Genomic DNA, 24,234 nt, shown 5'->3' with positions numbered 1-24,234 from the left:
CGATGTCTTGACGGCGCCTGCTGTCCGGGGATCAGCCGGGCGTTGTGCGTTGGCGTGGCCCCCTCTGTCGGCAGAGATGGCCACGGGTCGGCTCCATGAAGGCCAGGGTCAGGAACCCGGATCGGCCTGTCGCAGTTGTCTGGTCCTGACCGCTGTTCCATCAGCTCGGCGCCGGCCCGAGGGCGGTATTGGTGCCGTGGGTGCACATCGCCCAGGGTCAGCCCCGCCAGCCGCCGACCCCGGCGCCCTCGCCGCCGAGGCCGGCGGCGAGGGCGCCGGAACGCCTCAGTTGAGGTTCGCCAGGAGTTCCGCGAAGACGTGCGGTCGGCTGAAGCAGCCGACGTGCGAGGTCGCCAGCGTGTGCGCCTGGAAGGGGCTGTACGGGGTCAGCGCGTCCGCTTGGCGGATCATGTAGTCCTGGACGGCCGGGGTGATGCGGTCGGTGAACAGTTCCGCATCGGCGTGGGCACTGCGCCAGTTCAGTCGGGCCACACCGGGGCCAGGCAGGTCGACGGCGTGCGGACGATGCCCGAGCAGGGCCAGTTCGTTCTGCAGAGGTCCCCAGGCCCGGGAGTTGCTGGAGCCGCCGTGAACGAACACGAAAGTGGGGCGCGAGGTTGCGCGCATGAGAAAAATCCTCGTCATCCAAAAGGCGAACGGTGAACGGAGGACCCAGTGCCGGCGACGGCCGGCACCGCGGTCAGAACGCCGACCGGAGGCGGATGGAATGCCAGTTCTGGATGACGGAACGCATAGAGGTGAGTGTAGTAGACGGGGTGCGGCCTTCGCGCGCACCCCCCAGTCGGCGAAAGCTTCCAGCGGCCACGCAGGTGAGGGCGCCTGTGTGACGCGGCGCGTACATCTCAGTCGGTCATGCTCAGCAGGGCGACGGCGGGCCCGGCCGCGATGAGGTCATGACCAGGGCGGCCGGCGCGAGCATGCCGGTGGCCGGCAGCGGTGTGACGATGGCGGCGCCGATCTGGGGCGTCGCCCGCATGATCACAGTCCGAGGCTTCACGGCGACGGTCGGCGTTCGCACGCCACGGCACGGGTGTGCCGCTGCCACGTCACGCAGGTCGAGCAGGAAGCGCGCGTTCAAGCCCTGCGCCGGTCGGTCGCCGCCCAGGTCAGCGAACCGGGCATGGCCGCCTTCCTTGCCAGGTGGCGCACCGCGCGCGAACGAGCGGCCGCCTCCTCAGGCAGGAGACCTCACAGCTGCTGCAGCCCGGTCACCCTGAGCATGTCGAGCGCCGTGGCTTCGGGGCTTCCCGGTTCGGCGGAGTAGACGAGTACGGTCTGGTCGGTGTCGGGGAGCACGAGGGTGTCGCAGTCGAGCGTGATCGTGCCGAGCTGGGGATGGCGAATGCTCTTGGTCGCCGCACGCCAGGCCGCGGAACGTCCCTCCTGCCAGAGCTCCTCGAACCGGGGACTGCCACGGCGCAGCTCGCTGATCATGCGGGCGAGGTCGGCGTCACGGGGGTAACGGGCTTGGGCGGCGCGGAGCGTGCCGACGGCGGCGCGGGTGGTGGCCTCGTCCTCGCCCGGGTCCGCGGCGACCTGGCAGCGGCTACTGCCGAGGAAGCGCTGCCAGATGAGGTTGCGCCGGTGCCGGGGCCAGGCGGACATGTCGCCCTGCAGCGCCGCCGCCAGCGGGTTCCAGGCCAGCACGTCGCCCTTGGCCGACAGCACCAGCACCGGCAGATCCGCCATGCGGTCCAGCAGCCGCAACACGCTCGGCCGTACGACCATTTCGACACGTCCTGGCTGTGGCGGCTCGTGACCGGCCAGGCGGAACACCAGCTCGCGGTCGTCGTCGTCGTCGAGCCGCAAGGCCTGCGCCAGTGACGCGACGACCTGGGCGGACGGCCGCGCGCCTCGCCCCTGCTCCAGCCGGACGACGTACTCGACGCTCAGCCCCGCGAGCATGGCCACCTCCTCGCGGCGCAGGCCGGGCACCTGGCGGCGGGTGCCCGACGGCAGGCCGACGTCCTGCGGTCGCAGGCGTGAGCGGGCCTGGCGGAGTACTGCGGCGAGCTCGGCGCGGTTCACCCTTCGATCCTGCCGCACCCATGGCCCACGCCGGGTGGTACGGCCAGTACCAGGCCGAAGCGGTCCTGGTGACAGCTGGCCCGTACTCGGACCATCAATCCATGACAACCCATACCAAAGGCGACGAGCCAGGGCCGGCCGATGCACCGGCACAGCTCACGGCAGCGGACACGAAGACGGTGGCGCTGGTCACCGGAGCGAACAAGGGGCTGGGCAGGGAGACGGTACGCCGCCTGTCGGAGCGGGACTGGCGGGTGTTCCTGACCGCCCGTGATCGCGAACGTGGTACGCAGGCGGCGGACGCGCTCGGCGTCGAGTTCGTCCAGCTCGACGTGACCTCGGACGACTCCGTCGCCGCGGCGGCCGAGACGGTGGCCATGAGGGCCGGCCGTCTTGACGTGCTGGTCAACAACGCCGGAATCGGCGGCCCACGGATGGATCCCGCCGACATGGGCGCGGACCTGCTGCAGGTCATGTACGAAGCCAACGTGTTCGGCCCGGTACGGGTCACCCACGCGTTCCTGCCGCTCCTGCGCAAGTCGGAGCATCCCAGGATCGTCATGGTCTCCAGCGCACTTGCGTCACTGACCTACGCCGGCGACCCCGCACGTCCCGAGTCCGGCTTCCTGAGCCTGGACTACGCCTCCTCCAAGGCCGCACTCAACATGATCGTCTCCCAGTACGCCCGTGCGCTGCCCGGTTTCAAGGTCAACGCCGCCGATCCGGGCAACCCTGCGACCGACATGAACCAGCACACGGGCATGCACACCGTCGCGGAGGCCGCCGAGTCGGTGATCCGGCTGGCCACGCTGGACCGTGAAGGGCCGACGGGCGGCTTCTTCGACCGCAACGGACCCGTCCCCTGGTAGGAGCTCCACATGACCAAGATCTTGACGATCGGCCTGCATCCGAGCGCGATCGACTTCTCCGATCATCCCGGCATGGACGAGGCGACTCTGGCTGCCCGTATCGAACAGGGTGAGGCAGCGCCGCATGCGGCAGGGCTGGACACCGTAGCGTGCCTCATCGGCCCCGATCCGGACGCGGCCGAGGAGACCGTACGCGAGCGGCTGTCCGCCGACGGTCCCTTCGGCCTGGCCATGATCGGGGCCGGGGTGCGTGTGCTGCCGGAGCACACCGTGCTCTTCGAGCGGCTGATCAACGTACTGGTGGCGGCGGCACCCGGCATCCGGTTCTGCTTCAACACCTCGCCGGAGACCACGCTCGACGCGATCCGCCGCTGGACGTAGCCTGCCCGCACTCTGTCTGGAGAGGACGGCCTCGACCTGGTCGGCGGCACCCGCTCGGGGGATGGGGTGAGCGCACGCCGGATCGACTTCGACGACCCGGCATCGCTTGCCGGCGGCTTGCGAGGCGTGGACGTTCTGGTGTTCGTCTCGGCCGGATACGCCGAGGACGACGTGGTGCTCGCCCGCCATGGCGCCGTGGTGGACGCGGCCGAGACCGCGGGCGTCCGTCATGTCGTCTGCACCAGCCTGGCGGGTTCGGGCGATCTGATGACGATCGCGCTGCCGCACCGCTGGACCGAAGCGTGCCTCGCCGAGGCCTCGTTCGAGATGACGATTCTGCGCAACGGGCTCTATGCCGAGATCCCGGTGGGGGTGGCCGTGGCCGCCGCAGCGTCGGCCGTCGAGACCGGCGTCTTCGCGGCCGCGCTCGGCGCGGGAAGGGCGTCCGTCGTGGCGAAGGCGGACCTGGCCGACGTGGCGGTCCGGGTCGCGGCGGAGATCCAGCACGGCCTCGTCGCAGGCCGCCGCAGCCACCACGCGGGCAAGACCTACGAACTGGAAGGCGTCGAGGCGATCGGCGGCAGGGACATCGCCGAGGCGCTGAGCGATGCGCTGGACCGCCCGGTCGGCTACCAGCCGATCTCCCTGTCAGCCATGCGCGAGGCACTGGCCGGCAGTGGACAGGAGCCCTACCAGATCACTCACACCCTCTCGCTGTTCTCCAACCTGAGCGCCGGATACCTGCATGCCCACGACACCGATCTGACCGACCTCCTGCCGACCAAGCCCCGCCCCGTCCAAGACCAGATCGTCCAGGCCGTCAAGGGCTCCCGGTCCGTCCCCGACCTCACCTGACAGCCGTCCGCGATTGCCCAGTTGTCGCCGGTGCTGCCGTCGCGGGCTCGACCTCGCGTGCCTCCGGACGAGCCCGTCGCCGTACGCCGTGTCTCCACGCGAGTTGGCCGTACGGCCAGCGATTACGACACGGCGCGCGACCGCTGGGTACGCCTGGCGCCGATGCCGGTGCCCATCACGGAACCGCCGCCGTCGCGGTGGGCGGCAGCCGAGTTCCGGGCTGAAAGGGGGTGTCCAGCCAGTGCCGCGCGTACGGATTCTCAGGCGGCGTAGCCGCGCAGGAAGGCGCGTACAGCCGCCACGGCGTGCGCGCGGGCCTGCTCGGGAGACGGCGGGTCAAGGACCACGGGGTCCTCGGCGATCAGGGCCATGAGGTGCAGCGCGGCCACCTCGGCGTCGTCCAGGCGCAGCCCTGGCAGGGAGGCGAGCCGGGCGGCCAGCTCGCTGCGGACGCGCAGCGGCCCTGCCCGCAGCCACGCCTCGACGGCGGGGCGCGGGATGTGCTCGGTCTCGGCGCGGATCTGGCGGATCAGGGCGAAGTGTCCCGCGTCCTGGTCGTTCCCGGCGACGAAGGCCAGGGCGAAGTCCACCAGATCGGCCTCGATGTCGGTGACCTTGCGCAGGTGACGGTCGATCAGCTCGCTGTGCCGGGCCTGAACCCGGGCGGCGCTCTCCTGGATGACCGCCTGGAACAGGGAAGCCTTGTCGGTGAAGTGGTTGTAGATCGTACGTGTCGAGACGCCGGCCTCTTTGGCTATGGACTCGATGCCGGCGCGGACGTAGCCGTCCCTGGCGAACACCGTGCTCGCGCCGTTCAGGATCGCCTGCCGCTTCTCCGCGGTCCCGCCCCGTGGTCTGCCTGCCACCTGCGCTCCTCCAGAGAAATTACAATGATCATTGCATTAATTACATTGCTCGATGTACTTTATCGCTCATGACGCGCATCGCCATCATCGTCGGAAGCACCCGTCCAGGCCGCCGGGCCATGGCCGTCGCCCAGTGGGTGCACGAAAGCGCCCAGCGGCACGACGCCGGGGCCACCTTCGACATCCTCGACGTGGCCGACTTCGGCCTGCCCCTGCTGGACGAGACCAACGCCGCGATCTTCGGGTCGTACGAGCATCCGCACACCGTGCGCTGGGCCACCGCGATCGACTCCCACGACGGGTTCGTCTTCGTCACGCCCGAGTACAACCACTCCTTCCCTGCCGCGCTGAAGAACGCGATCGACTTCCTGTTCCGCGAATGGAACGACAAGGCCGCCGCCATCGTCAGCTACGGCCTCCAGCAGGGTGTCCGCGCCGCCGAGCAGCTGCGGCTCGTGCTGGCCGAGGTGAAGGTCGCCACCGTGCGCAGCCAGACCGCCCTGTCCGTCGTCACCGACTTCGCCGGCGAGGACTCGCCCGCACCAGGATCGGTCAGCCCGTCACCGCACCAGCAGGAGGCGCTGACCCGCATGCTGGACGAGGTTGTCGCGTGGTCGGGAGCCCTGCGCTCACTACGGGTCCCGACATGACGGCCCAGCTGGAGCGGGGCTCCCCCGTCCCGCTCCGCGCGATGACGGTCGCCTGGGTGGTCGTTCTCGTGTCCCTGCTGGTCGTGCTCGACACGACCGTCGTCAACATCGCGCTGGGCGCGCTCGCCCGCGACTTCCGCGCCTCCGTCGGCACGATCCAGTGGGTGGTGACGGGCTACGTGCTCGCGCTGGCCACGGTCATCCCGATCACCGCCTGGTCCATCGGCAAGCTCGGCGCCAAACGGGTCTACCTGGCCGCGATCGCGGTGTTCACCATCGGCTCCCTCCTGTGCAGCCTGGCCTGGGACACCTGGTCGCTGGCAGGGTTCCGGGTGCTGCAGGGGCTCGGCGGTGGGCTGCTGATGCCGGTGGGCATGACGATCGTGCTGCGTTCGGCGGGCGGCGGCGCGAACGGCCGGCTGATGAGCATGCTCGGCATCCCGCCGCTCATCGGCCCGATCGTCGGACCGGTGCTCGGCGGGCTCCTCGTGGCGGAGCTGTCGTGGCGGTGGATCTTTCTCGTCAACCTGCCGCTCGGGCTGGCCGGGCTGCTGTTCGCCGCCCGGTCGCTGCCCGCCGACCAGGAACGCGCCGCCCGCCGGCTCGACTGGCCCGGGCTTGCGCTCCTGTCCCCCGGCCTGGTCCTGCTCGTGTACGGTCTGACCGCCGAGCACCTCCTGGGCATGGCGCTCGGGGCCCTGCTGATCGCCGGATTCGTGTTGCGCGCGCTGACGGCGGCCGAGCCGCTGCTTCAGCTCCGCCTGTTCGCCAGGCGGCGGCTCGCGGCGTCCGCGGGGACGCTGGTGTTGTTCGCCGGGGCCTACTTCGGCTCGATGTTGCTGCTCCCGCTCTACTACCAGCTCGTACGCGGCCAGGACCCGGCCGTGGCCGGCCTGCTCGGCATCCCGCAGGTGCTGGCCACGGGCGTCACCATGCAGGTCGCCACCCGCCTCGTGGATCGGATCCCGCCCGGCCGGATCGTCGTCCTCGGCACGGTGCTGGCGCCGTCGGGCTTCTTCCTACTCGCCTGGCAGCTGGCCGCAGACACGCCGTACTGGATGATCATCGCCGCCACGGTGGTGACCGGCACGGGAGTGGGCATGACCATGATGCCCGCCACCGCGGCGGGCACCCGCGGCCTGTCCCATGCGGAGGCCCCGGCGGCCAGCACCGGTCTGGTGATCATCCAGCAGGTCGGCTCGGCCACCGGCACCGCGATCGTCACCGCCGCGCTCGGCCACTCCCTCGCCACCCGGCTGCCGGGCACCGACGGCCTCGACCAGGCGTTCGGCCTGCCGACCTCGGCCGCCCCCGCCCTGGCCGCGGCCTTCCAGGACAGCTACCTCTGGGGCTGCGCCATCATGCTGCTGTCGCTCGTGCCCGCCCTCTTCCTGCCCCGCCGTTCCGAGGAGGCGACGGCGGGCGCCCGCAGGTCCGAATCGTGAGCTCGTCGGTTCTTGTGATGTCTCAGGACATCGGAAACCCTCGAACCTACGGGTTCGGGGGTTTCGTCTTGTTGGGCTTGCCTGGGGTCGGTCGTCGCGGGCGGGGTCGTCTCGCGCCGCGTTCGCGTTGGACGAGGGTCAGGGGCACCGAGGGGGAAACGAAAATGGATCAATAACTGCAAGAAGTGCGGGAGCGCTTTCGTCCAGCCCACCAGCCTCGGTTGAACAGAGCTGCAGCAACACACATATGAATACACGACGCGATCAAGTCTTAGCCTTGTCCCATCCGAAGGCAAGGACGAACTTCCCCCTCTTTCCGCCACCTACTCGCAGCACCTGGAAAGGCCGTGCAGGACGGCTGTCCAGGCTGTTGTACGATTCGTCCGTCGCCGGGCGGATGGCATTTTCAGCACCTCCCTCGCCACGGATATGCGCCGCTGGACATCGCCGCATACACAGCCGCATACACAGCCGCACACACTTGGGATACCCCGACCATGAATAAGAAGACGAAGACGGTCCGAACCCCGCCGGACCATCTGCTGGAATGGGTGCTGCGTTCCGCGGATCCCACCGATCTCGAGGCGATCGTGGAGTTGCGGGCGACAGTGATGCGGCCGGACCTCGAGCGACTGGGACGGTTCGACGAACATCGGGTCCGGCAGCGGCTGCGGGACTCCTTCTCGCCGGAGCACACCTCGGTCATCGTGGCCGCCGGCGCCTTCGCGGGCTCCGTCGCCGTGCGCCCGGCCGATGAGGGGCGATGGCTGGAGCACTTCTATCTCGCCCCGGAGTTCCAAGGCAGAGGGCTCGGATCGGCCGTCCTACGGACCCTGCTCAAGAGGATCGATGCCGACGGCGCCCTCGTTCGTCTGAACGTTCTGCAGGGCAGCGCCGCCCAGCGACTGTACGAGCGTCACGGGTTCACCGTGGAGGCCCAGGACCCGATCGACGTCTACATGGTGCGACGGCCGGTTGAGCCCGCAGTTGCGGAGAAGCACTCGATCCCATGAGCCACGTCACCGGCGATGCGCGATGGGGAGCCCCTTCGCTACCACCAGCCCTTTCACGGGCAGGATGGGCTTATATGTGGCGTTAACCTGGGATTATGCGCTTCGGGGTGCTTGGGCGGGTGCAGGTGTGGACGGCTGAAGGTGAGCCGGTGCCGGTGCCCGAGACCAAAGTGCGTGCCCTCCTGGCCGACCTGCTCGCCCATCAGGGCCAGGTTGTGGGGACGGACCGGCTTATCGAAGATCTATGGGAGGACGATCTGCCGGCCAATCCCACCGGCGCACTGCAACTGAAGATCTCCAGGCTGCGGCACGCGCTCGATCAGGAGCCGGGTGGCGGTCGACTGGTGGCTTCCCAGCCGCCCGGATACGTGCTCGACGTCGGTCCCAACGCGACGGACGCCGGACGGTTCGCCGAGCTGTCGCTGCGGGCTCAGGACGCGACGGATCCCCGGACCCGGGTGACACTGCTCAACGAGGCGCTGGCGTTGTGGCGAGGGCCGGCGTTCGCCGATTTCGCCGACAGCGGCTTCGCCCGGACCGCAGCCCATCGGCTGGAGGAGCAGCGGCTGGCCGCGTTGGAGGTACAGGCCGAGGCCCGGCTGGAGACCGGCGAGCACGCCCTGCTCACCGGTGACCTGATCGACCTCGTGGAACAGCATCCGCTGCGGGGGCGGCTGCGGGCGGTCCACATACGCGCCCTGTATCGGGCCGGGCGACAAGCCGACGCACTGGCCAGCTACGAGGACCTACGCAACCGTCTGGCCGAGGACCTGGGCCTGGACCCCGACCCAGAACTGATCGCTCTCCACCAGGCGATCCTTGAGCAGGACCCGGCTTTGCTGGCCGGCACGGCTACGAACGTCTCCTGCGAGCATCCCGTCGGCCGCCTGCCCGCGGAGGTGACCAGCTTTGTCGGGCGCGGAGGCGAGATAGCCCGGGTCAAGCGCCAGCTGTCCAACGCCCGGATCGTGACGCTGACCGGTACAGGCGGGGTCGGCAAGACGCGGCTGGCGCTGCGAGTGGCGGCCGAGGTGCGCAACGATTTTCCGGCCGGTGCGTGGCTGGTCGAGCTGGCCGCGGTGGAGAACCCCGAACTGTTGGTGCACAAGGTCAGCGAGGCGCTCGACATTCAGGACCGCTCGTCCCGCCCTCCTGTGGAGGTACTGGTCGACTTCTTGCACGGCAAGCACCTGCTGTTGCTGCTGGACAACTGCGAGCACCTGATCAACGAGTGCGCCCGGCTGACCGAGTCGCTCGTACGTTGCCTGCCTGACCTGGTCGTTCTCGCCACCAGCAGGCAGGCGTTGCGTATCGAAGGCGAGCAGGTCCTGGCCGTGCCCGCCCTCACGGTCGGGGAAGAGGGCGACGGCGAGATCGGGCAGAGCGAGGCGGTGCAGTTGTTCGCCGAACGTGCGTCGGCGACGTCGCCGGGATACGCGGTGAGCGACGCGAGCCGTCCCATGCTGGAACGGATCTGCCGGCGGTTGGACGGCATACCTTTGGCGATAGAGCTGGCGGCGGCGCGCATCAAGGTGCTGTCCGCGGAGCAGTTGCTGGAGCGGTTGGATGATCGGTTCCGGCTGCTGAGCAACGGGATGCGGATGGCGCCGTCTCGGCAGCAGACGCTGCGGTCCATGATCGACTGGAGCTATGGCCTCTGCACCGAACTGGAGCGGTTGTTGTGGGCACGCGCCTCGGTGTTCGTCGACGGCATGGATCTGAAGGCGGCGGAGTCGGTCTGCTCGGGAGACGGCATCGAGCCTGCGGAGGTCATCGATCTGGTGACCGGCCTGGTCGACAAATCCATTCTGATCAGGGAAGAGCGCACCGAGGAGGCACGCTACCGGCTGCTGGAAACCTTGCGCGAGTACGGGCGTGACCGGCTGCTGGAGTCCGGCACGGACACTCGATTCCGTTCCCGGCACCGCGACTGGTACCGGAGCCTGGTCCGTCGAGGTGAACGCCAATGGCTCGGGCCTGGCCAGGCCGAGTTGTTCGCCCGGCTGCGCGGCGAACAGGGCAACATCCGCGCCGCGCTCGACCACTGCGTCACAGAGCCCGGCGGTGCCCAGGTCGGCCTGGGGATGGCCGCCGATCTCTGCTGCTATTGGATTGCCGCGGGCGCCCTGCGTGAAGGCCGGCGCTGGCTCGAACTAGCCCTCGCCCTGGACGACACGCCGACCGTGGCACGCGCGAGAGCCATGAGCGTGAACGCACGACTGGCCAGCCTGCAGAACGACTTCGCCGCCGCGGAACCGATGCTGCACGAAGGTCAGTCGCTGGCCCGGCGTCTTGGGGAAGGGCAAAGTCTCGCCATGTTCACACACGTGAGCGGCCTCCGCGCGTTGTCTCGTCAGGATCTGCCAGGAGCCGTGGTGCTGTTCGGTCGGGCTCGACAGCGGTATCTCGACATGGACGACCCGATCCACGCCGCGCTGTCGCAGATGTATCTCGCCACCGCCCATGCCCATCTCGACCATCATGAAGAGGCCTCCTCGCTGTTCTCGGACGCTGTGTCGACATGCGAGGCGCACGACGAAGTGTGGTTGAGGTCGTACGCCCTCTGCATGTCGGGCATAAGCGCTTGGCGGACAGGGGACATGGCAGGCGCGCGCGAGCTGGTGCGCGAGGCCATCCGGCTGAAGCGGCCGTTCCGTGACCGCCTGGGGCTGGCGATGTGCGTGGACGTGCTGGCCTGGATCGCCGCGCACGAGCGTGACGGTGAACGCGCCGCCATGCTGCTCGGCGCCGCAGGCGAGCTCTGGCAATCGCTGGGCGGCTCTCTCTCCGGATACCTGACCGGATATCACCGGCAGTGCGAGGAGATCACGCGTGCCCACCTGGGCGACACACGCTTCGAAGCCGCGATGCGCTGTGGGGTTGAACTGCGCATGGATCCATTGATCGAACTCGCGCTGGGGGAGGCGGTCGAGTAGGCAGCCACGAACGTCGCCGGCAGTTCCAGGACAACCGATGGGGTTCCCGTAGGGCTCTCTACCGTGGACCGTGACCGGCTGGGACCGCCGGCCTCTCGCATCTCGCCCGTGGTCTCCTCAGCGAGGGCGGGGAAGGTCGAGCCTGTCCCACAGCTGCGCCAACCCTTGTGTACGTGGTTCGTCGCGGCCGTCCTCGACGTGGGTGTAGAGCGCGAGCACCAGCCTGCGGCCGCGTTCGTACCGTTCGTCGCTCCAGGTCTTCAGACGCTCCAGCCCTGCGTGCACCGGCCCGAAGTCCGCGGGGAAGAGATAGAAGCCGACATCGACGAGCGCGGGACGGCTGACCTGTCCGTGGTGGCGGGCGGACTCGAAGGGCTCCCGCACCACTTCGCCCTCACTGACGGCGCTGTTCTCCATCTGGTCGTGGACGACGTCGAGGTACGGGTCGCCTGCCAGGAGTTCCCCGTACCGGAGGGCGACCCAGGGATGCAGCCCTTCACTCCCGCCCTTGGCGGGGTGGGACTCCCGGTGAGCGTACTGGAGCACGCTCCCCGCCCTGTCTTTCTCATCCTGCCCTATCAGTACGTGACTTTCGAGGTAAGCCGCGTAGCCGGCGAGCGGGCCGTCGCACATCTCTCGTGCGTACGTCAGCGGTTCGAGAGCTGCGACCTGGTCAGCGGTCTGGAGCAAGAGGTTGCCGAGGAGGATGGCGGCGAGGTCCCCGAGCTCAGCGCCCTTGTGAGCGTCGGCGGCCTGCTCGAATCCGTTCCGTGCCGCATCCAGGTCGCCTCTGAGCTGGGCGGCCAGGCTGCGCAGGAGCAGCCGGCCAGAGCCCGAGGACGTGAACGATGCGAATTCCGGTGTGAGCATCACGGCGGCCAAGGGGCCGAGCCAGGGGTCCTCCCCCGCGGCCACCTGCTCCAGCCGTTTGCGGCAGGAGCCGCCGAGACCGTTCTCATCGAGTGAGATGCCCGCCAGCGCCATGGCCGCATGGCCGGACGCGGCGGTACGTCCCGTGCCGGCGATCGAGGTAAGCACCGCCCGCGCTTGCGGCACATCGCCCGCCCTGTACATCGCCAGCGCACGTTCGACCTCATCTGGCACCGGGCTCAGGGGGTCGGGGGGAAGTGGAAGGGCTGATCCGTGAGAGTCCAGCATGAAATCTTCAGTCATATCGCTGCTTTCCCATGCGAGTTGTCTAGTAAGAAAAATGCACCAGGACGGGACGGAAATATGCTTCGGCCGTCGGCGGGGTTGCCGAGGATCTTGGCGTAGTTATCCCCGGGCCGCAACCCGGGCTTCGCGCACGGACCGTCATCCCGGTGCGCCGATCAGAGCCACCGCCTGTCACTACTTTCGTAGGGGGTGAAACAGGTCCCGGGCGCTGACGAACGTCCACAAAAATACGGGCGACGCTGACACGGACGTGTTCGTCCGCCAGCTCGACCACGACGAAAGTATGGGGGCGCCGAATCACTTTCGTCGGCTCCGGAATGCGGTCGTAACCGCCACCGTGAAGCCATGTCCACAGGGAAATCTCCTCGACGGCGCACCGCTGTCGGCATCGCCACCACGTTGGCGTTCATGGCAACCTGCGCCACTTCGCCCGCCTCAGCGAACACGTCCCAGCGATATGACGCGGCGTCCACGGGAACCACGCCCATCACCTTCGATCTGCCCGAACCCGGCGGCGCCCGTTCCATCGGCACTACCGAGTTGCACCTGGTCGATCGCGGCAGGCCGGACCCCTGGGTGCCGGACAGTCCGCGGGAGCTGATGATCAGCGTCTGGTATCCGACGGCGGAAGAGGTCTCGAAGAGGGGGAGCCGCTCCCTGCAGTTTGCGCCATACCTGCGCCCCAACGCAGCGGCGCATATCGACAAGGCGGGAAGCTTCGGCACCAAGCCCGGAGAGGTCGATTGGCGGGCCATCTCCACCCACGCCGTGGAGGGGGCGCCGGTACGGTCCGGACGTCGCCTGCCCGTCGTGCTCTACTCGCCAGGGCTCGGGGTCCCGCGCGCCCTGGGCAGCGTTCTGGTGGAAGAGCTGGCCAGCCGTGGCTACGTCGTGGTCACCATGGACCACACCTATGAGACGGCTCCCGTGGAATTCCCCGGCGGGCGAGTCGAAGGCATGAAACTGCCTGCCTCGAGCACCGAGGTGCGTAAGAAGGTGATGCGCACCCGGGTGGAGGACACCAGGTTCGTCCTCGATCAGCTCGCCGCTCTGCGTCAAGGACACAACCCCGACGCCGGCCAGCGCGAGCTTCCCGCGGATCTGGGAACGATCCTGGACCTGACGAAGATCGGGATGTTCGGCCACTCCGCGGGCGGGATCCAGTCCGCCATGACCATGCGAGAGGACCGGCGCATCGACGCGGGCATCGACATGGACGGCACCATGCAGTACGCCACCGATGACCTGATGCCCGTCGCGCTGGAAGGGCTGAAGCGGCCCTTCATGCTCATGGGTGCCAACACCCAGACACACGTGACGACTCCTTCGTGGAAGTCTTTCTGGGAGAAGTCCACCGGCTGGAAGCGGGACCTGAACGTCCCCAAGGGGCGCCACTACACGTTCACCGACGTGCAGGCGTTCCTACCGTCCCTCGACGACGAGCTGGATATCTCGCCGCAGTTCCGCACCGCCAACATCGGTACGGTCGATCCGAAACGGATCATCTCCTCCCAGCGCGCCTACGTCCCGGCGTTCTTCGACAGGCACCTGCGCGATCTGCCCAAACCGATCCTCAACGGACCGTCACGACGACACCCGGACGTCAAATTCATTCGATGACACCTGCACGGCAGACCGCGGCGGGCGACTCGCCGGCCGCACCAGGAGACATGCGCCCGCACTCCGGCGGAACGGCGACGCGCCGGCACAACGGCGTACTTTCCGCGCTGCCGATCGGGCGCCTGTTTCATGGAAGAACGATCGCGAGGCTGAGACTCACACCCCGATCACGCCAGTGCTGCGGAAACGTTCCCTGCACGCTCTGGGGGAGATGCCCAGCTGCCGGATGAAGGCGCGCCGCATGATCTCCGCGCTGCGGAACCCACATCGGCGTCCCACAGTGTCCAGCCCTTCCTCTGTCGTCTCCAGCAACGTCCGGGCGGCTTCGACACGCACTCGTTCCACGTACTGGCCGGGACTGATGCCTACCTCGCGGGTGAACAGCCGGCCGAAGTGACGGACGCTCATCGACAGCTGCTCCGCCATGGCGGGAATGGAGAAGTCCGATTCCGGCGCGGCCACGATGTCACTCAGCAGATGGCGCAGCGCCTCGTTGCGCACGGGGCGGCTCCGCTGCCAGATGCTGAACTGCGACTGACCTCCCGGCCGCTGCATGAACACCACCAGCCACTTGGCCAGCCTGCGGGCCATTGCCACGCCGTAGTCTTCCTCTACCAGAGAGAGCGCCATATCCACACCCGCCGTAACACCCGCAGAGGTGATGATCGGCGAGTCGCGCACGAAAATCGCATCGGGCTCCACCGCTACCGAGGGGTAGGCCTCAGCCAGGTCCGAGCAGTAACCCCAGTGCGTGGTGGCCCGCCGGCCGTCGAGGAGCCCGGCCTCGGCCAGGATGAACGCGCCCGTGCACACGGATGCGACGCGCCGGGCGAACGGGGCCAGCCTGCCGACCTCGGAGAGGAGCCCCGCGTCCCGCAGCGCGTCCTGGAAACCAAGCCCGCCGGGCACGAGCAGTGTTCCCCCGAAGCCGCTCACGCGCGCGAGGTCCAGGTCGACGCCGAGCCGGACGCCCCACTGCGTGACCACGTCGCACCCGCCGACCGAGGCCAGGCGTACGCGATAACCATGCCCCATGAGATGCGTGGCCCCGGAGAACACCTCCAACGGCCCTGCCGTGTCCAACAGCTGAACCCCGTCATAGACCGCCATGAGCACCTGGTGCTCAGGAGGCGTCTTGATCGGCTCGCCGTGATCAGGGGGTGGCATATGACAGGACCTCTACCTTGCCGTTCAGCAACTGTCGCCGGACCTGGCCGGCCGGGTGCGCCCATCGTGGCCATGGTCCCCGTGAAGCGGGACCTGACGATCGTCGACCGCGACCCCCTACTTTCGTCGCTGCCGGCTCGCCCGAGCGTGGATCAGGATCGCCGCCTCTGGAGCCCGCGACGAGTCTGCGCCGGCACCACGGGAAATCTGGCCTCCACCGTGGCCTTCACGTCGGCCAGCGTCTGTCCGGCCAGTTCTCTGCGCCAGGACAGCTCTGCCTTGCGCATGACCTGCGAGATCACGCAGGTCGTGCGATAGTCGGCTTCCTGCTGCGCTTCCGGGGCGTGACTGAGGATCTCGGTGCACTGGAACGCCTCTTCGGTGCCTTCGATCGCCACCACCACGTCCAGCACCGTGATGTCCTGCAGCCGGCGAGCGAGCTGGAATCCGCCTCGCGGGCCCGTGACCGACGACACGATCCCCGATCGCGCCAGAGCCTGCATCTGCTTGTTGAGATAGGCGGGAGGCAACTGGAAGTAGTCGGCGAGAACGGCGGTCGGCACACATTGGCCGTCCTCGACCCATGCCAGGTTCAGGCAGGTGTGCAGCGCCCACTCCACGCCTTCACTCATCCTCACAATCTGGATAATACATATCTAAATAGTTGGGCCACAAACGTGGGCACCCGTGGTGAGCAGGGGTCGGCCGCCGGCAGGGTCACACCTGCTCCAACCGGCTCCCGCCGGCGCCCCGGGCCCGCACCCTCCGATGGCGGGCTCAGCCGGCGCTGCCCGCCACGGCGACAGCGTCGACCTCGAACAGCATGTCCGGCAGAGCGAGCGCGGCCACCCCGGTCAGCGTCTGCGTGGGCGGCACATCGTGCCAGATGTCCTGCACAGCCTGAGCGATGATCCCCAGCTTGGCGATGTCGTGGTCGACGATGTGGGTACGGATCTGCACGACGTCCCCATAGTCGAGACCGGCCGCGGCGAGTGCCGCCCCCAGGTTCGCGAAAGACTGCCTGACCTGTTCGGCGAAGTCCCCGCTGGTGACGTGGCCGTCGCCGTCGGAGGCGTACTGGCCGGCGATGAAGACGAGGTCACCGGACGCCCGCGCGATGTGGCTGTAGCCGAAGCCGACCGGATTGTGCAGGGACTCGGGGTTGATGATGGCGTGTGTCATGGTCTAGATGCCTTTCGAGCTGGTGTTCGTGTTTCTGGAGACGATGGTCAAAGCGGAGGCCAGAGTCAGCCCCGAAGCCACCCACAGCACGGCGACGGTGGCGATCCCGTCGGCGGCGAGCCCGCCGAGCAGGGCGCCGAAGGCTATGGACAGGTTGAACGCGGCGACGAAGAGCGACGACGCGGACTCGGTCAATTCGGGTGCGGCCTTGAGCATCCAGGTTTGCAGCGTCACGGAGACGCCGCCGTAGGCCAGGCCCCACATGATCAACAGGATGGTCGCCGTGAGCGGGCCCGCAGCGGTCACGGCGAACAGCGCCGTGACCACCGCCAGGGCGAAGGCGATCAGTACGAGCGTTCCGCGCAGGTGCTTGGACACCCAGTGGCCGGCGGCGAAGTTGCCGGCGATGCCGGCCACGCCGTACACCATGAGCAGCGTGCTGATCATGCTGTCGTCGATGTCGGCGAGGCCCTGAAGAAGGGGACGAACGAAGGTGTAGCCGGCGAAGTGCCCGACGATGAGGAGGACGGCGACGGCCAGACCGATCCGCACGCCGGAGTTCTTCCGGAGCAGGGCGAGCAGGTCGGCGAAGCCGATCGCGCGCTGTGACGGCAGGCTGGGCATGAGGAGGAGCAGGCAGACCAGCGCGACCAGCCCCAGGCCGCCGACGGCGGCGAATCCACCCCGCCATCCCGCGATGTCTCCGATCAAGGTCCCAGCAGGGACGCCGAGCACGGAGGCCGTGGAGACGCCGGCGAAGATGACGGCGGTCGCGGTGCCGGTTTGGGAGGGTGGCACCAACCGGGCGGCGAGCCCGCCGGCGATCGCCCAGAAGCCTCCGACGCTCACTCCGACGGCGAAGCGCGCCACCAGCACGACGGCGAAGTGCGGAGCCAGCGCGCAGGCCAGGTTGGCCACGGCCATCAGCCCGACCAGCCCGGCCAGCATCAGTTTCCGGTCGATCGCTCCGGCCCGCACAGTGAGGAGGGGAGCGGCCAGCCCGGCTACGAGCCCTGGCACGGTGACCATCAGGCCGGCCATGCCGGCGGAGACTCCCAGCTCGTCGCCGACCGGGGTGAGCAGGCCGACGGGCAGTAACTCCGACGTCATCAAGGAGAAGATCCCCAAGGTTACCGCGAGAACCGCGAGCCACCCTCCCGACTTTGCTTTTATCTGGATAGGAAACATCTAGAATTTTCTCCCAAGGATGCAGCCGTGAAGAGGGGACGTTCGAGCTCCACAGCCCTCACAGGCACCTCCGGCGGCCCTGGCCCGAAACCGCCGGAGTGCTCTGAACCCGACCGGGAGGCCCTACCCGTTCCCGGCTGAGGGCCGCGCTCATGTGTGCGGTACGCGGTGACCACTCCATCGCCGCCTGAATCTGGATATTACATATCCAGATTTATCACCGCAACCGCCCGGTGGAGGAGCCTCGATGACGGAGCCCGAGAGGGTGCTGCCGTCCAGCTTCGGCAGCGCTGACCAGCGCCTGATCCAGGTCGTCCCAGAGATCCTCGACGTGCTCGCAGCCGACGCTCAGGCGCAGCAGGCCGGAGGGCACGTGTTCCTGCCCCGGCAGTTTCGCCCGGCGTTCGATCGTGCTCTCCACCCCGCCGAGGCTGGTGGCGGAGTGGATCAGGCGGACGGCCGCGCACACCGCATCGGCGGCCCGCGCTCCCCCACGCACCTCGAAAGACAGGACCGCTCCGAACCCGTCCATCTGCGCGGCCGCCCGCGCGTGGCCGGGATCGCCGGCCAATCCCGGATAGCGCACCCGGTCGATCGCGGGATGGGCGTGCAGGCGTTCGGCGAGTTCACCGGCGGCCCGCTGCCCCGCCGCGACACGTACGGCCATGGTCCGCAGCCCGCGCAGGGCGAGGAAGGCCTCCAATCCTCCCGGCGTGGCGCCGGCCAGTTCCCGTCGGGCACGCAACCGTTCGTACAGATCCTGGTCGGCCGTCACGGCGAGACCGATCAGCAGGTCGGAGTGACCACCGATGAACTTCGTCCCGCTGTGCATCACGATGTCGGCGCCCATCGCCAGCGGACGCTGGAGGATCGGCGTGGCGAACGTGTTGTCGACCGCGACGAGCGCGCCCGCGGCACGCGCCCCCGCGCACAACTCCGGCAGGTCGGCCACGTCCATCAGCGGGTTGGTGGGAGACTCCAGCCACAGCAGGTCCGCACCCCTCGCGGCGGCCAGCACCGCGCCGGTGTCGGTGACGTCGACGTGGTCGAGCTCCCAGCGACCAGGAGGGGAACCGGCCGCGAGCAGCGTGCGCACGGCCGAATAGCTGTCGCTCGCCACGACGGCCCGGGCTCCGACCGGGAGAAGCTCGACGATCGCCGACACGGCCGCCATGCCCGAGGCGAACGCGACGGCGCCCCCGCCTTCCAGCGCTCCGACAGCCGTCTCGAGCGCCGCCCAGGTCGGGGTGCCGTCATCGCGCGAATACTCTGCCGCCGCCTGCCCCGGTCCGGCCGCGTGAAAGTTCGACGCCATCACCAGCGGCACGTTCAGCGGCTCGCCCGGCCGGCGTGGCGGCCGGCCGGCCGCCACCGACACCGTCTGGAGCCGCAACCGTTGCAGATCGTCGTCCGGCCCATCATTCCTGTCCACCACAACCCTCCCCTTTCCATCATTGAGTGCACTATAATGCATTCAATAGTGCACCAGATGATGGGACGTGTACATGCGGGAGCTGGGCGAGGTCGCCGCCGCCATCGCGGGCCGGGTGCGCGCGAGCCGGCTGGAACGCGGCTGGACGCTGGACGAACTCGCCAGCCGATCGAGCATGAGCCGGCGCATGCTCGTCAGCATCGAACAGGGCCGGACCAATCCGAGCATCGCGACCCTGCTCCGCCTGTCCGACACCCTCGGGATCGGGCTGCCCGCGCTCGTCGCGGTCGACCACACCCCCGCGCTGACGGTGACCAGGGCGGAGGATGCCGCCGTCCTGTGGCGGGGACCCGTCGGCGGTGAGGCCAAGCTGGTGGCCGGCACGAAACCGCCGAACGTCGTCGAGCTGTGGGAATGGACTCTGCAGCCCGGCGAATCGTACGGCAGCGACGCACACGCTGCCGGGACCAGCGAGCTCCTGCTGGTCATGGAGGGCCAGGTGGAGGTGAAGGTCGCGGAGGAGGTGGCGCTGCTGTCCGCGGGGGACTCCGCGGTCTTCCGCGGTGACCGTGACCACCATTACCGCAATCCCGCCACGACCGCGAAGGCCCGCTTCACTCTGGCGATCCAGCAGCCAGGGGTGGGCCTCGACTGATCGAGCGAGACTACACGTGAGAGGCGAGGGCTTGGGGGAACGGCCGATATGGGCATAGCCTGCCTGCCGAGGCACATGAACAGGTGATGTGGTGAGCAGGGTCACAACGACTACCAACGGCGGCTACCGCGGCGATCCGCAGAAGCAGGCACATCAGGCGGCGTCGCCCCTGGACCAGGTGGACTGGGCCATTCTCACCGAACTGCAGGCCGACGCCCGGTTGTCCATGGCGGAGCTGGCCCGGCGCGTGCACATGTCAGGTCCCGCCGTGACCGAGCGCGTCCGGCGGATGGAGCGCTCCGGCGTCATCACCGGCTACGGGGCACGTGTCGACCCGTCCGCCGTCGGGCGCCCGCTGGCGGCCTACCTTCGCATCGGCGCGGTGGGAGCGATCAGGGACGAAGTCGCCGCCCTCGTGAACCAGACGCCCGAGGTCATCGAATGCCATCGCGGCACCGGACACGAGTGCTTCATCATGAAGGTCGCGGTGACGGACGTCGCGCACCTCGAACGGGTCATCGACCGGTTCACCCGGCTGGGGCGGATCACCACATCGATCATCCTGTCCACGATCGTGCCCGACCAGGGCCTCCAGCCACTCGTCCGCGGAAAGCCGTCCGTCACGCCTGAGCCGTGACAGGACCGCGGGGTTCCTGGCGCGTTCCCGCGTTCTTCGACAAGCACCTGCGCAGCCGGTGCAGGCCGATCCTCACCGGACCGAGCCCCTGAGATGCTGTTCGTCCGACGGCGACGGCCCGGGGAGACCGGCTCCTCGCCATCGGGAATGGTCGAATCAGTGGGATAGCCGGCCTTCTGCGCGCGGGCGCCATCGCCGTCTCGACAGCGAACCGACAGCGGCACGCTCGAGACCGACAACGCATCGACGTCGCGCTTTGGCAGTGTGGCTTCCGAGGGCCGAACCGGGAGGCTTCCCGAGCGGCCCACGGAAGATCAGGCCAGGGACGCAAGGACAGCACGGCAGCCCGCTGGCCGCGGAAGGAAATCGATCATGAATGTGTGCGAGGCAGAGGCGGTCCAGCTCCACCGGTTCGGTGCACGACCGTCCGAAGTCCGGCGCGTGAGGCACTTCGTCGGCGACCTCATGGCCGGCCATCCGTCCGTGGACGACGTGGTCACGGCAGTCTCCGAGCTCGCCGCGAACGCCGTCCAGCACTCCGCCTCCGGCGGCGCCGACTTCATGCTCCGGGTGGCGCACGTCCACGGTGCTGTACGCATCGAGGTCACCAACGCCGGCGGGGAAGACCGGCCGGAACTCGGCCGCAATGACCCGGACGCCACAGCCGGGCGTGGATTGTTCATCGTCGACAGTCTCTCCCGCCGCTGGGGTGTCGTTCAGAGCCCGGCACAGATCAGCGTGTGGTGCGAGATCGACTGCATCCATTCGCCCGCCATCCGGGAGCGCGTCGCCGCCTGACGATGCCGCCGTTCTGCTCCAGAGGGAGGGCTACGACATGGCCAAGCACCAAGCAAGCCCGGCAAGGGGCGGCGTTTCCCGCCCTTCCACGAAGGTCTGCGTGTCCGGCCAGGCGCTTTCGCCTGCGAGCGGCGGCTCACTCATGGCAGGACATCCGGCCCGCGGTCACACGCTGTGGCCGATCGCGGAGCCCGCGCTTGACGGAACGGAGCTGACGCGGCAGTTCGCCGCGGACGCCGCACACGAGATGCTGACCCCGCTGGCCGGCCTGCGTGTGCAGCTGGAGGAGGCCCGGCTACATCCCGACCAGACCGATCTCGCCGTGCTCGTCGCGCACTCTCTGCGGGACCTGGGCAGGCTTGAGGCCGTCGTCAGCGACCTGCTCCTGCTGGCACGCGTGCAAGCGAACACATCCGTCGAGCGGGAAACGGTGGATCTGGCCGAACTTGTGCGGGCCGAGCTCTCCTGGAGGCCGGACACCGTTGACATCGACCTGCGCTACGACGGTGAGGCAACGATCCAGGCCGTCCGCACCGACATCAACCGGTTGCTGGGCAACCTGCTCGACAACGCCCAGCGGCACGCGCGGCATTCGATACTGATCGAAATTCGCCGAGATGGCGACACCGTCGAACTGGCCGTGGCCGATGACGGGCCGGGGATCCCGGAGGCCGACCGCGAAACCGTCTTCGGCCAGTTCGCCCGGCTGGATGCCGCGCGGAGCCGTGACCAGGGCGGAAGCGGCCTGGGCCTGCCGATCGCCCGCGTCATAGCGCGAGCACATCGGGGAAGCCTTCACGCGGAGGACTCACCCCTGGGCGGCACCCGATTCGTGCTCCGGCTGCCCCGCAACATCGCCACGCATTGATCGACCTCCATCTCGGCGCCGCGTCCGCTCCTCCAGATCACCAGACGTTTGCTGCGCCGCCTGCTCTCGGCACCGGCGACTGACTGACTTTCCGCTCGCGAGGTCATCGCCGCCACGAACGGGCGTGGCGAAAGCAGCTTCCCCCGATTCAGCCGATGCTGAAGGTTGAGCTGGATTGCAGAGCGCTGCGTGCGGACCATGGGCGCTGACCGTCGGCGATCGCGTCCGGCGGTGTTCGGGCCAAGTTCGCCGCGTCCCGAGCGAACGGAGGGAACGAGGACGATGAGGGCATCGACCAGAATCGACACGGTCGCCGTTCGCGCCGGGCATGATGTGGATCCCGGCACCGGAGCGATCACAGAGCCGATCACCATGTCGGTCTCTTTTGAGCGGGACGCCGACGGCAGCCATTCTCGCGGCTATCACTATGGGGCGGCGGGAAACCCCAATCGCTCCGCTCTGGAGCGTGCACTGGCCGCCCTCGAGGGTGGAGGCGAGGCACTGGCTTTCTCCAGCGGCTCCGCCGCGATCAGCGCCGTCCTGCGCGCGGTTCTTTCCCCTGGCGCTCACGTGCTCCTGCCCGAAGACGTGTTCCAGGGCACCGCCCGCCTGCTCAAACGCCTCTCCGAATGGGGAGTCGAGCATGATGCGGTCGACATGACCAGCATGGAGACGCTCGGGCGCGCCTTCAAGCCGAACACCGCCCTGGTGTGGACCGAGACGCTGTCGAACCCGCTGTTGAAAGTGGCAGACATCGGCGCGATCGCGTCGCTGGCCCACCAGCGGGACGCGGTCCACGTGGTCGACAACACCTTCGCTACCCCGATGTTTCACCAGCCCTTGGCTTTCGGGGCGAATTACGTGGTGCACTCCTCCACCAAATACCTGTCAGGCCACGGTGACGTGGTGGGCGGCAGCGTGATATTCAGCGATTCGGCCCCGCTTGCCGAACGACTGCGCGAGCTCCAATGGATCGACGGCGCCGTCCCTTCGCCTTTCGACTGCTGGCTCACCCACCGCGGGCTGAAGACCCTGCCATGCCGTATGCGTGCGCATGCCGCCAATGCCGTACGAATCGCCGAATTCCTCGCCACCCACCCGCATGTGATCGAGGTGTACCATCCCGGCCTGGCGGGATCGCCGAGCCGTACAGATGCCGCGTCTCTTCTCAGCGGCTACGGAGGCGTCGTCTCCTTCCGGGTGGCGGGCGGGCAGCGGAGGGCTCTGCAGGTCGCGGGAGCTGTGACGCTCTTCCGGCGTGCGACCAGTCTCGGAGCGGTGGACAGCCTCATCCAGCACCAGGCATCCTCCCCGACGCACGGCGCCGGCACTTCGCTCCCCGATGACCTCCTGCGTCTGTCCGTCGGGCTCGAGCACGCAGAGGATCTGATCGACGATCTCGACCAGGCCCTGAACTCATGCTGAGACGGGCACCACGGATCCAGGACACGTTGCGGACGCTCGGACTGCGATGGCCGGACCTGGCTCCGACACACGAATTCGTCCCCGCGATCCGGCACGCGGACATGATCTTCGTTTCCGGACACGCCCCCTACAGAGACGGCGGCTTCCGTCACAAGGGACGGGTGGGCGCGGAACTCTCCCTCGAGGACGGCAGGCGAGCGGCTCGGCTCGCGGTGCTCGGCTGCCTGGCATCCCTGGAGGCCGCGCTGGGTGACCTCGACCTTGTCGAGCGCATCGTGAAGATGAACGCATACGTACGGTGCGTAGCCGATTTCCACGAGTTGCCCAGCGTGACCGACGGCGCCTCACGCATGCTCATCGACATGTTCGGAGACGCGGGACGCCATGCCCGCACCACGATCGGCGTCACCGCGCTCCCCGAGGGCGTCTCCGTCGAATGCGAGCTGATCGTCGTGGCTCGTGAGCGCGACCGCCGCAGTCAAGAGGGCGCCAGACCCTGATGCTCGATCTTCCCCGAGACCTTCCCATCGTCGAACGTGATGTCGTCCGGCTCGTGGTGCGCGACGTTGACGGCCGGATACTGCTCTTCCACACCCGCGAGTCCTCCGCGCCCGAACTGGGCATCTGGTGGGAACTCCCCGGCGGAGGCATCGGCGAGGGTGAGACCTACCTGGACACCGCCATCAGGGAGCTCCGCGAAGAGACCGGCTTTGTCGTGAGGCCGGAGCAGGTGGGACTACCCACGTGGCGGCGCCAGGCCTGCTTCCGCCACAGAAACGTGCGTTTTCTGCAGAACGAGGTCGTCGTCGAGGTCCGGCTGGAGGCTTGCGGTCCAGCGGTGGACGAGTCCGGCCGGCACGAGGACGAGAAGGAGGACTACTTCAACTTCCGCTGGTGGCCCGTCGCCGAGGCCGTGGCCAGTGAAGAACGGTTCTACCCACGCCTCCTGCCCAGACTGCTGGCACCGTTCCTGGCGGGCGAGGAGATCGACGAGGACTTCGAGTTCTGGTCGTGACGGAGAT

Annotated in this window: 25 protein-coding genes; 15 read left to right on the top strand and 10 right to left on the bottom strand. The window is 68.5% G+C overall.

Annotated features, from left to right (window positions below):
* Positions 1-285: 285 nt before the first annotated feature.
* The 3 genes from ABGB14_RS45150 to ABGB14_RS45140 all read right to left on the bottom strand — a co-directional run bounded on the left by ABGB14_RS45150 (position 286) and on the right by ABGB14_RS45140 (position 2,049).
* Positions 286-627 carry a hypothetical protein gene (locus tag ABGB14_RS45150; protein ID WP_347650047.1) on the bottom strand — a complete coding sequence of 114 codons (342 nt, stop codon included), beginning with the start codon at positions 625-627 and terminating at the stop codon, positions 286-288.
* 250 nt (positions 628-877) lie between these two features.
* The gene (locus tag ABGB14_RS45145) at positions 878-1,003 is read right to left on the bottom strand and encodes a hypothetical protein (protein WP_347650046.1); all 126 of its coding nucleotides are present in this window, start codon (positions 1,001-1,003) and stop codon (positions 878-880) included.
* A 206-nt stretch (positions 1,004-1,209) separates the two neighbouring features.
* Positions 1,210-2,049, bottom strand: coding sequence for a helix-turn-helix transcriptional regulator (locus tag ABGB14_RS45140; RefSeq protein WP_347650045.1), 840 nt, complete (start codon positions 2,047-2,049; stop codon positions 1,210-1,212).
* Between the two features lie 101 nt (positions 2,050-2,150).
* Here ABGB14_RS45140 and ABGB14_RS45135 point away from each other — a divergent pair, with 101 nt between their 5' ends.
* From ABGB14_RS45135 to ABGB14_RS45125, 3 genes are all read left to right on the top strand, one after another.
* Entirely contained in the window at positions 2,151-2,918 is a 768-nt protein-coding gene (locus ABGB14_RS45135) for an SDR family oxidoreductase (protein WP_347650044.1), read from the top strand.
* Between the two features lie 9 nt (positions 2,919-2,927).
* Positions 2,928-3,299 (top strand): hypothetical protein, encoded by a 372-nt coding sequence (locus ABGB14_RS45130; protein WP_347650043.1) that lies wholly within the window; start codon positions 2,928-2,930, stop codon positions 3,297-3,299.
* Between the two features lie 66 nt (positions 3,300-3,365).
* Positions 3,366-4,154: an NAD(P)H-binding protein gene (locus ABGB14_RS45125; RefSeq protein ID WP_347650042.1), complete on the top strand. Its 789-nt coding sequence runs from the start codon at positions 3,366-3,368 to the stop codon at positions 4,152-4,154.
* A gap of 260 nt (positions 4,155-4,414) precedes the next feature.
* Here the strand turns inward: ABGB14_RS45125 and ABGB14_RS45120 are convergent, their stop codons facing one another.
* Positions 4,415-5,020 carry a TetR/AcrR family transcriptional regulator gene (locus ABGB14_RS45120; RefSeq protein WP_347650041.1) on the bottom strand — a complete coding sequence of 202 codons (606 nt, stop codon included), beginning with the start codon at positions 5,018-5,020 and terminating at the stop codon, positions 4,415-4,417.
* Positions 5,021-5,088: 68 nt separating this feature from the next.
* Between ABGB14_RS45120 and ABGB14_RS45115 the strand changes: the two genes are divergently transcribed.
* The 4 genes from ABGB14_RS45115 (at position 5,089) to ABGB14_RS45100 (ending at position 11,064) form a co-directional block, all read left to right on the top strand.
* Positions 5,089-5,670: an NAD(P)H-dependent oxidoreductase gene (locus ABGB14_RS45115; RefSeq protein ID WP_347650040.1), complete on the top strand. Its 582-nt coding sequence runs from the start codon at positions 5,089-5,091 to the stop codon at positions 5,668-5,670.
* Positions 5,667-7,115 carry a DHA2 family efflux MFS transporter permease subunit gene (locus ABGB14_RS45110; protein ID WP_347650039.1) on the top strand — a complete coding sequence of 483 codons (1,449 nt, stop codon included), beginning with the start codon at positions 5,667-5,669 and terminating at the stop codon, positions 7,113-7,115. Before ABGB14_RS45115 ends, ABGB14_RS45110 begins: the two co-directional genes overlap by 4 nt.
* A gap of 497 nt (positions 7,116-7,612) precedes the next feature.
* Positions 7,613-8,128, top strand: coding sequence for a GNAT family N-acetyltransferase (locus tag ABGB14_RS45105; protein ID WP_347650038.1), 516 nt, complete (start codon positions 7,613-7,615; stop codon positions 8,126-8,128).
* Between the two features lie 95 nt (positions 8,129-8,223).
* Complete coding sequence (locus ABGB14_RS45100; RefSeq protein WP_347650037.1) at positions 8,224-11,064, top strand: BTAD domain-containing putative transcriptional regulator; 2,841 nt, start codon at positions 8,224-8,226, stop codon at positions 11,062-11,064.
* A gap of 117 nt (positions 11,065-11,181) precedes the next feature.
* Here ABGB14_RS45100 and ABGB14_RS45095 read toward each other — a convergent pair whose 3' ends face one another.
* On the bottom strand, positions 11,182-12,168 hold the full coding sequence (locus tag ABGB14_RS45095) for a hypothetical protein (protein ID WP_347650036.1): 987 nt from the start codon (positions 12,166-12,168) through the stop codon (positions 11,182-11,184).
* Positions 12,169-12,840: 672 nt separating this feature from the next.
* Between ABGB14_RS45095 and ABGB14_RS45090 the strand changes: the two genes are divergently transcribed.
* Complete coding sequence (locus ABGB14_RS45090) at positions 12,841-13,860, top strand: lipase (protein ID WP_347650035.1); 1,020 nt, start codon at positions 12,841-12,843, stop codon at positions 13,858-13,860.
* 156 nt (positions 13,861-14,016) lie between these two features.
* Here the strand turns inward: ABGB14_RS45090 and ABGB14_RS45085 are convergent, their stop codons facing one another.
* The 5 genes from ABGB14_RS45085 to ABGB14_RS45065 form a co-directional block, all read right to left on the bottom strand.
* Positions 14,017-14,970 (bottom strand): DJ-1/PfpI family protein, encoded by a 954-nt coding sequence (locus ABGB14_RS45085; RefSeq protein ID WP_347650034.1) that lies wholly within the window; start codon positions 14,968-14,970, stop codon positions 14,017-14,019.
* A gap of 209 nt (positions 14,971-15,179) precedes the next feature.
* Positions 15,180-15,659 carry an Rrf2 family transcriptional regulator gene (locus tag ABGB14_RS45080; protein WP_347650055.1) on the bottom strand — a complete coding sequence of 160 codons (480 nt, stop codon included), beginning with the start codon at positions 15,657-15,659 and terminating at the stop codon, positions 15,180-15,182.
* A gap of 145 nt (positions 15,660-15,804) precedes the next feature.
* Positions 15,805-16,209 carry a Rid family hydrolase gene (locus ABGB14_RS45075; protein WP_347650033.1) on the bottom strand — a complete coding sequence of 135 codons (405 nt, stop codon included), beginning with the start codon at positions 16,207-16,209 and terminating at the stop codon, positions 15,805-15,807.
* Positions 16,210-16,212: 3 nt separating this feature from the next.
* Positions 16,213-17,397: an MFS transporter gene (locus tag ABGB14_RS45070; RefSeq protein ID WP_347650032.1), complete on the bottom strand. Its 1,185-nt coding sequence runs from the start codon at positions 17,395-17,397 to the stop codon at positions 16,213-16,215.
* 217 nt (positions 17,398-17,614) lie between these two features.
* Positions 17,615-18,829 carry a PLP-dependent transferase gene (locus ABGB14_RS45065; protein ID WP_347650031.1) on the bottom strand — a complete coding sequence of 405 codons (1,215 nt, stop codon included), beginning with the start codon at positions 18,827-18,829 and terminating at the stop codon, positions 17,615-17,617.
* 73 nt (positions 18,830-18,902) lie between these two features.
* Here ABGB14_RS45065 and ABGB14_RS45060 point away from each other — a divergent pair, with 73 nt between their 5' ends.
* The 7 genes from ABGB14_RS45060 to ABGB14_RS45030 all read left to right on the top strand — a co-directional run bounded on the left by ABGB14_RS45060 (position 18,903) and on the right by ABGB14_RS45030 (position 24,227).
* Complete coding sequence (locus ABGB14_RS45060; protein WP_347650054.1) at positions 18,903-19,484, top strand: XRE family transcriptional regulator; 582 nt, start codon at positions 18,903-18,905, stop codon at positions 19,482-19,484.
* A gap of 91 nt (positions 19,485-19,575) precedes the next feature.
* Positions 19,576-20,121 carry an Lrp/AsnC family transcriptional regulator gene (locus tag ABGB14_RS45055; RefSeq protein ID WP_347650030.1) on the top strand — a complete coding sequence of 182 codons (546 nt, stop codon included), beginning with the start codon at positions 19,576-19,578 and terminating at the stop codon, positions 20,119-20,121.
* 372 nt (positions 20,122-20,493) lie between these two features.
* Positions 20,494-20,919, top strand: a complete 426-nt coding sequence (locus tag ABGB14_RS45050) for an ATP-binding protein (protein ID WP_347650029.1) — start codon at positions 20,494-20,496, stop codon at positions 20,917-20,919.
* Positions 20,920-20,956: 37 nt separating this feature from the next.
* Complete coding sequence (locus tag ABGB14_RS45045; RefSeq protein WP_347650028.1) at positions 20,957-21,787, top strand: HAMP domain-containing sensor histidine kinase; 831 nt, start codon at positions 20,957-20,959, stop codon at positions 21,785-21,787.
* Between the two features lie 282 nt (positions 21,788-22,069).
* Positions 22,070-23,212, top strand: coding sequence for a PLP-dependent transferase (locus ABGB14_RS45040; RefSeq protein ID WP_347650027.1), 1,143 nt, complete (start codon positions 22,070-22,072; stop codon positions 23,210-23,212).
* Positions 23,206-23,712 carry a RidA family protein gene (locus ABGB14_RS45035; protein ID WP_347650026.1) on the top strand — a complete coding sequence of 169 codons (507 nt, stop codon included), beginning with the start codon at positions 23,206-23,208 and terminating at the stop codon, positions 23,710-23,712. Before ABGB14_RS45040 ends, ABGB14_RS45035 begins: the two co-directional genes overlap by 7 nt.
* Complete coding sequence (locus tag ABGB14_RS45030; protein WP_347650025.1) at positions 23,712-24,227, top strand: NUDIX domain-containing protein; 516 nt, start codon at positions 23,712-23,714, stop codon at positions 24,225-24,227. The genes ABGB14_RS45035 and ABGB14_RS45030 overlap by 1 nt, the downstream gene beginning before the upstream one ends.
* Positions 24,228-24,234 lie beyond the last annotated feature (7 nt).

It is taken from the genome of Nonomuraea sp. B10E15 (assembly GCF_039871615.1).
Taxonomy (GTDB): Bacteria; Actinomycetota; Actinomycetes; order Streptosporangiales; family Streptosporangiaceae; genus Nonomuraea.
The sequence above is the reverse complement of the archived record's forward strand: the minus strand, read 5'-3'. Positions and strand labels throughout refer to the sequence as shown.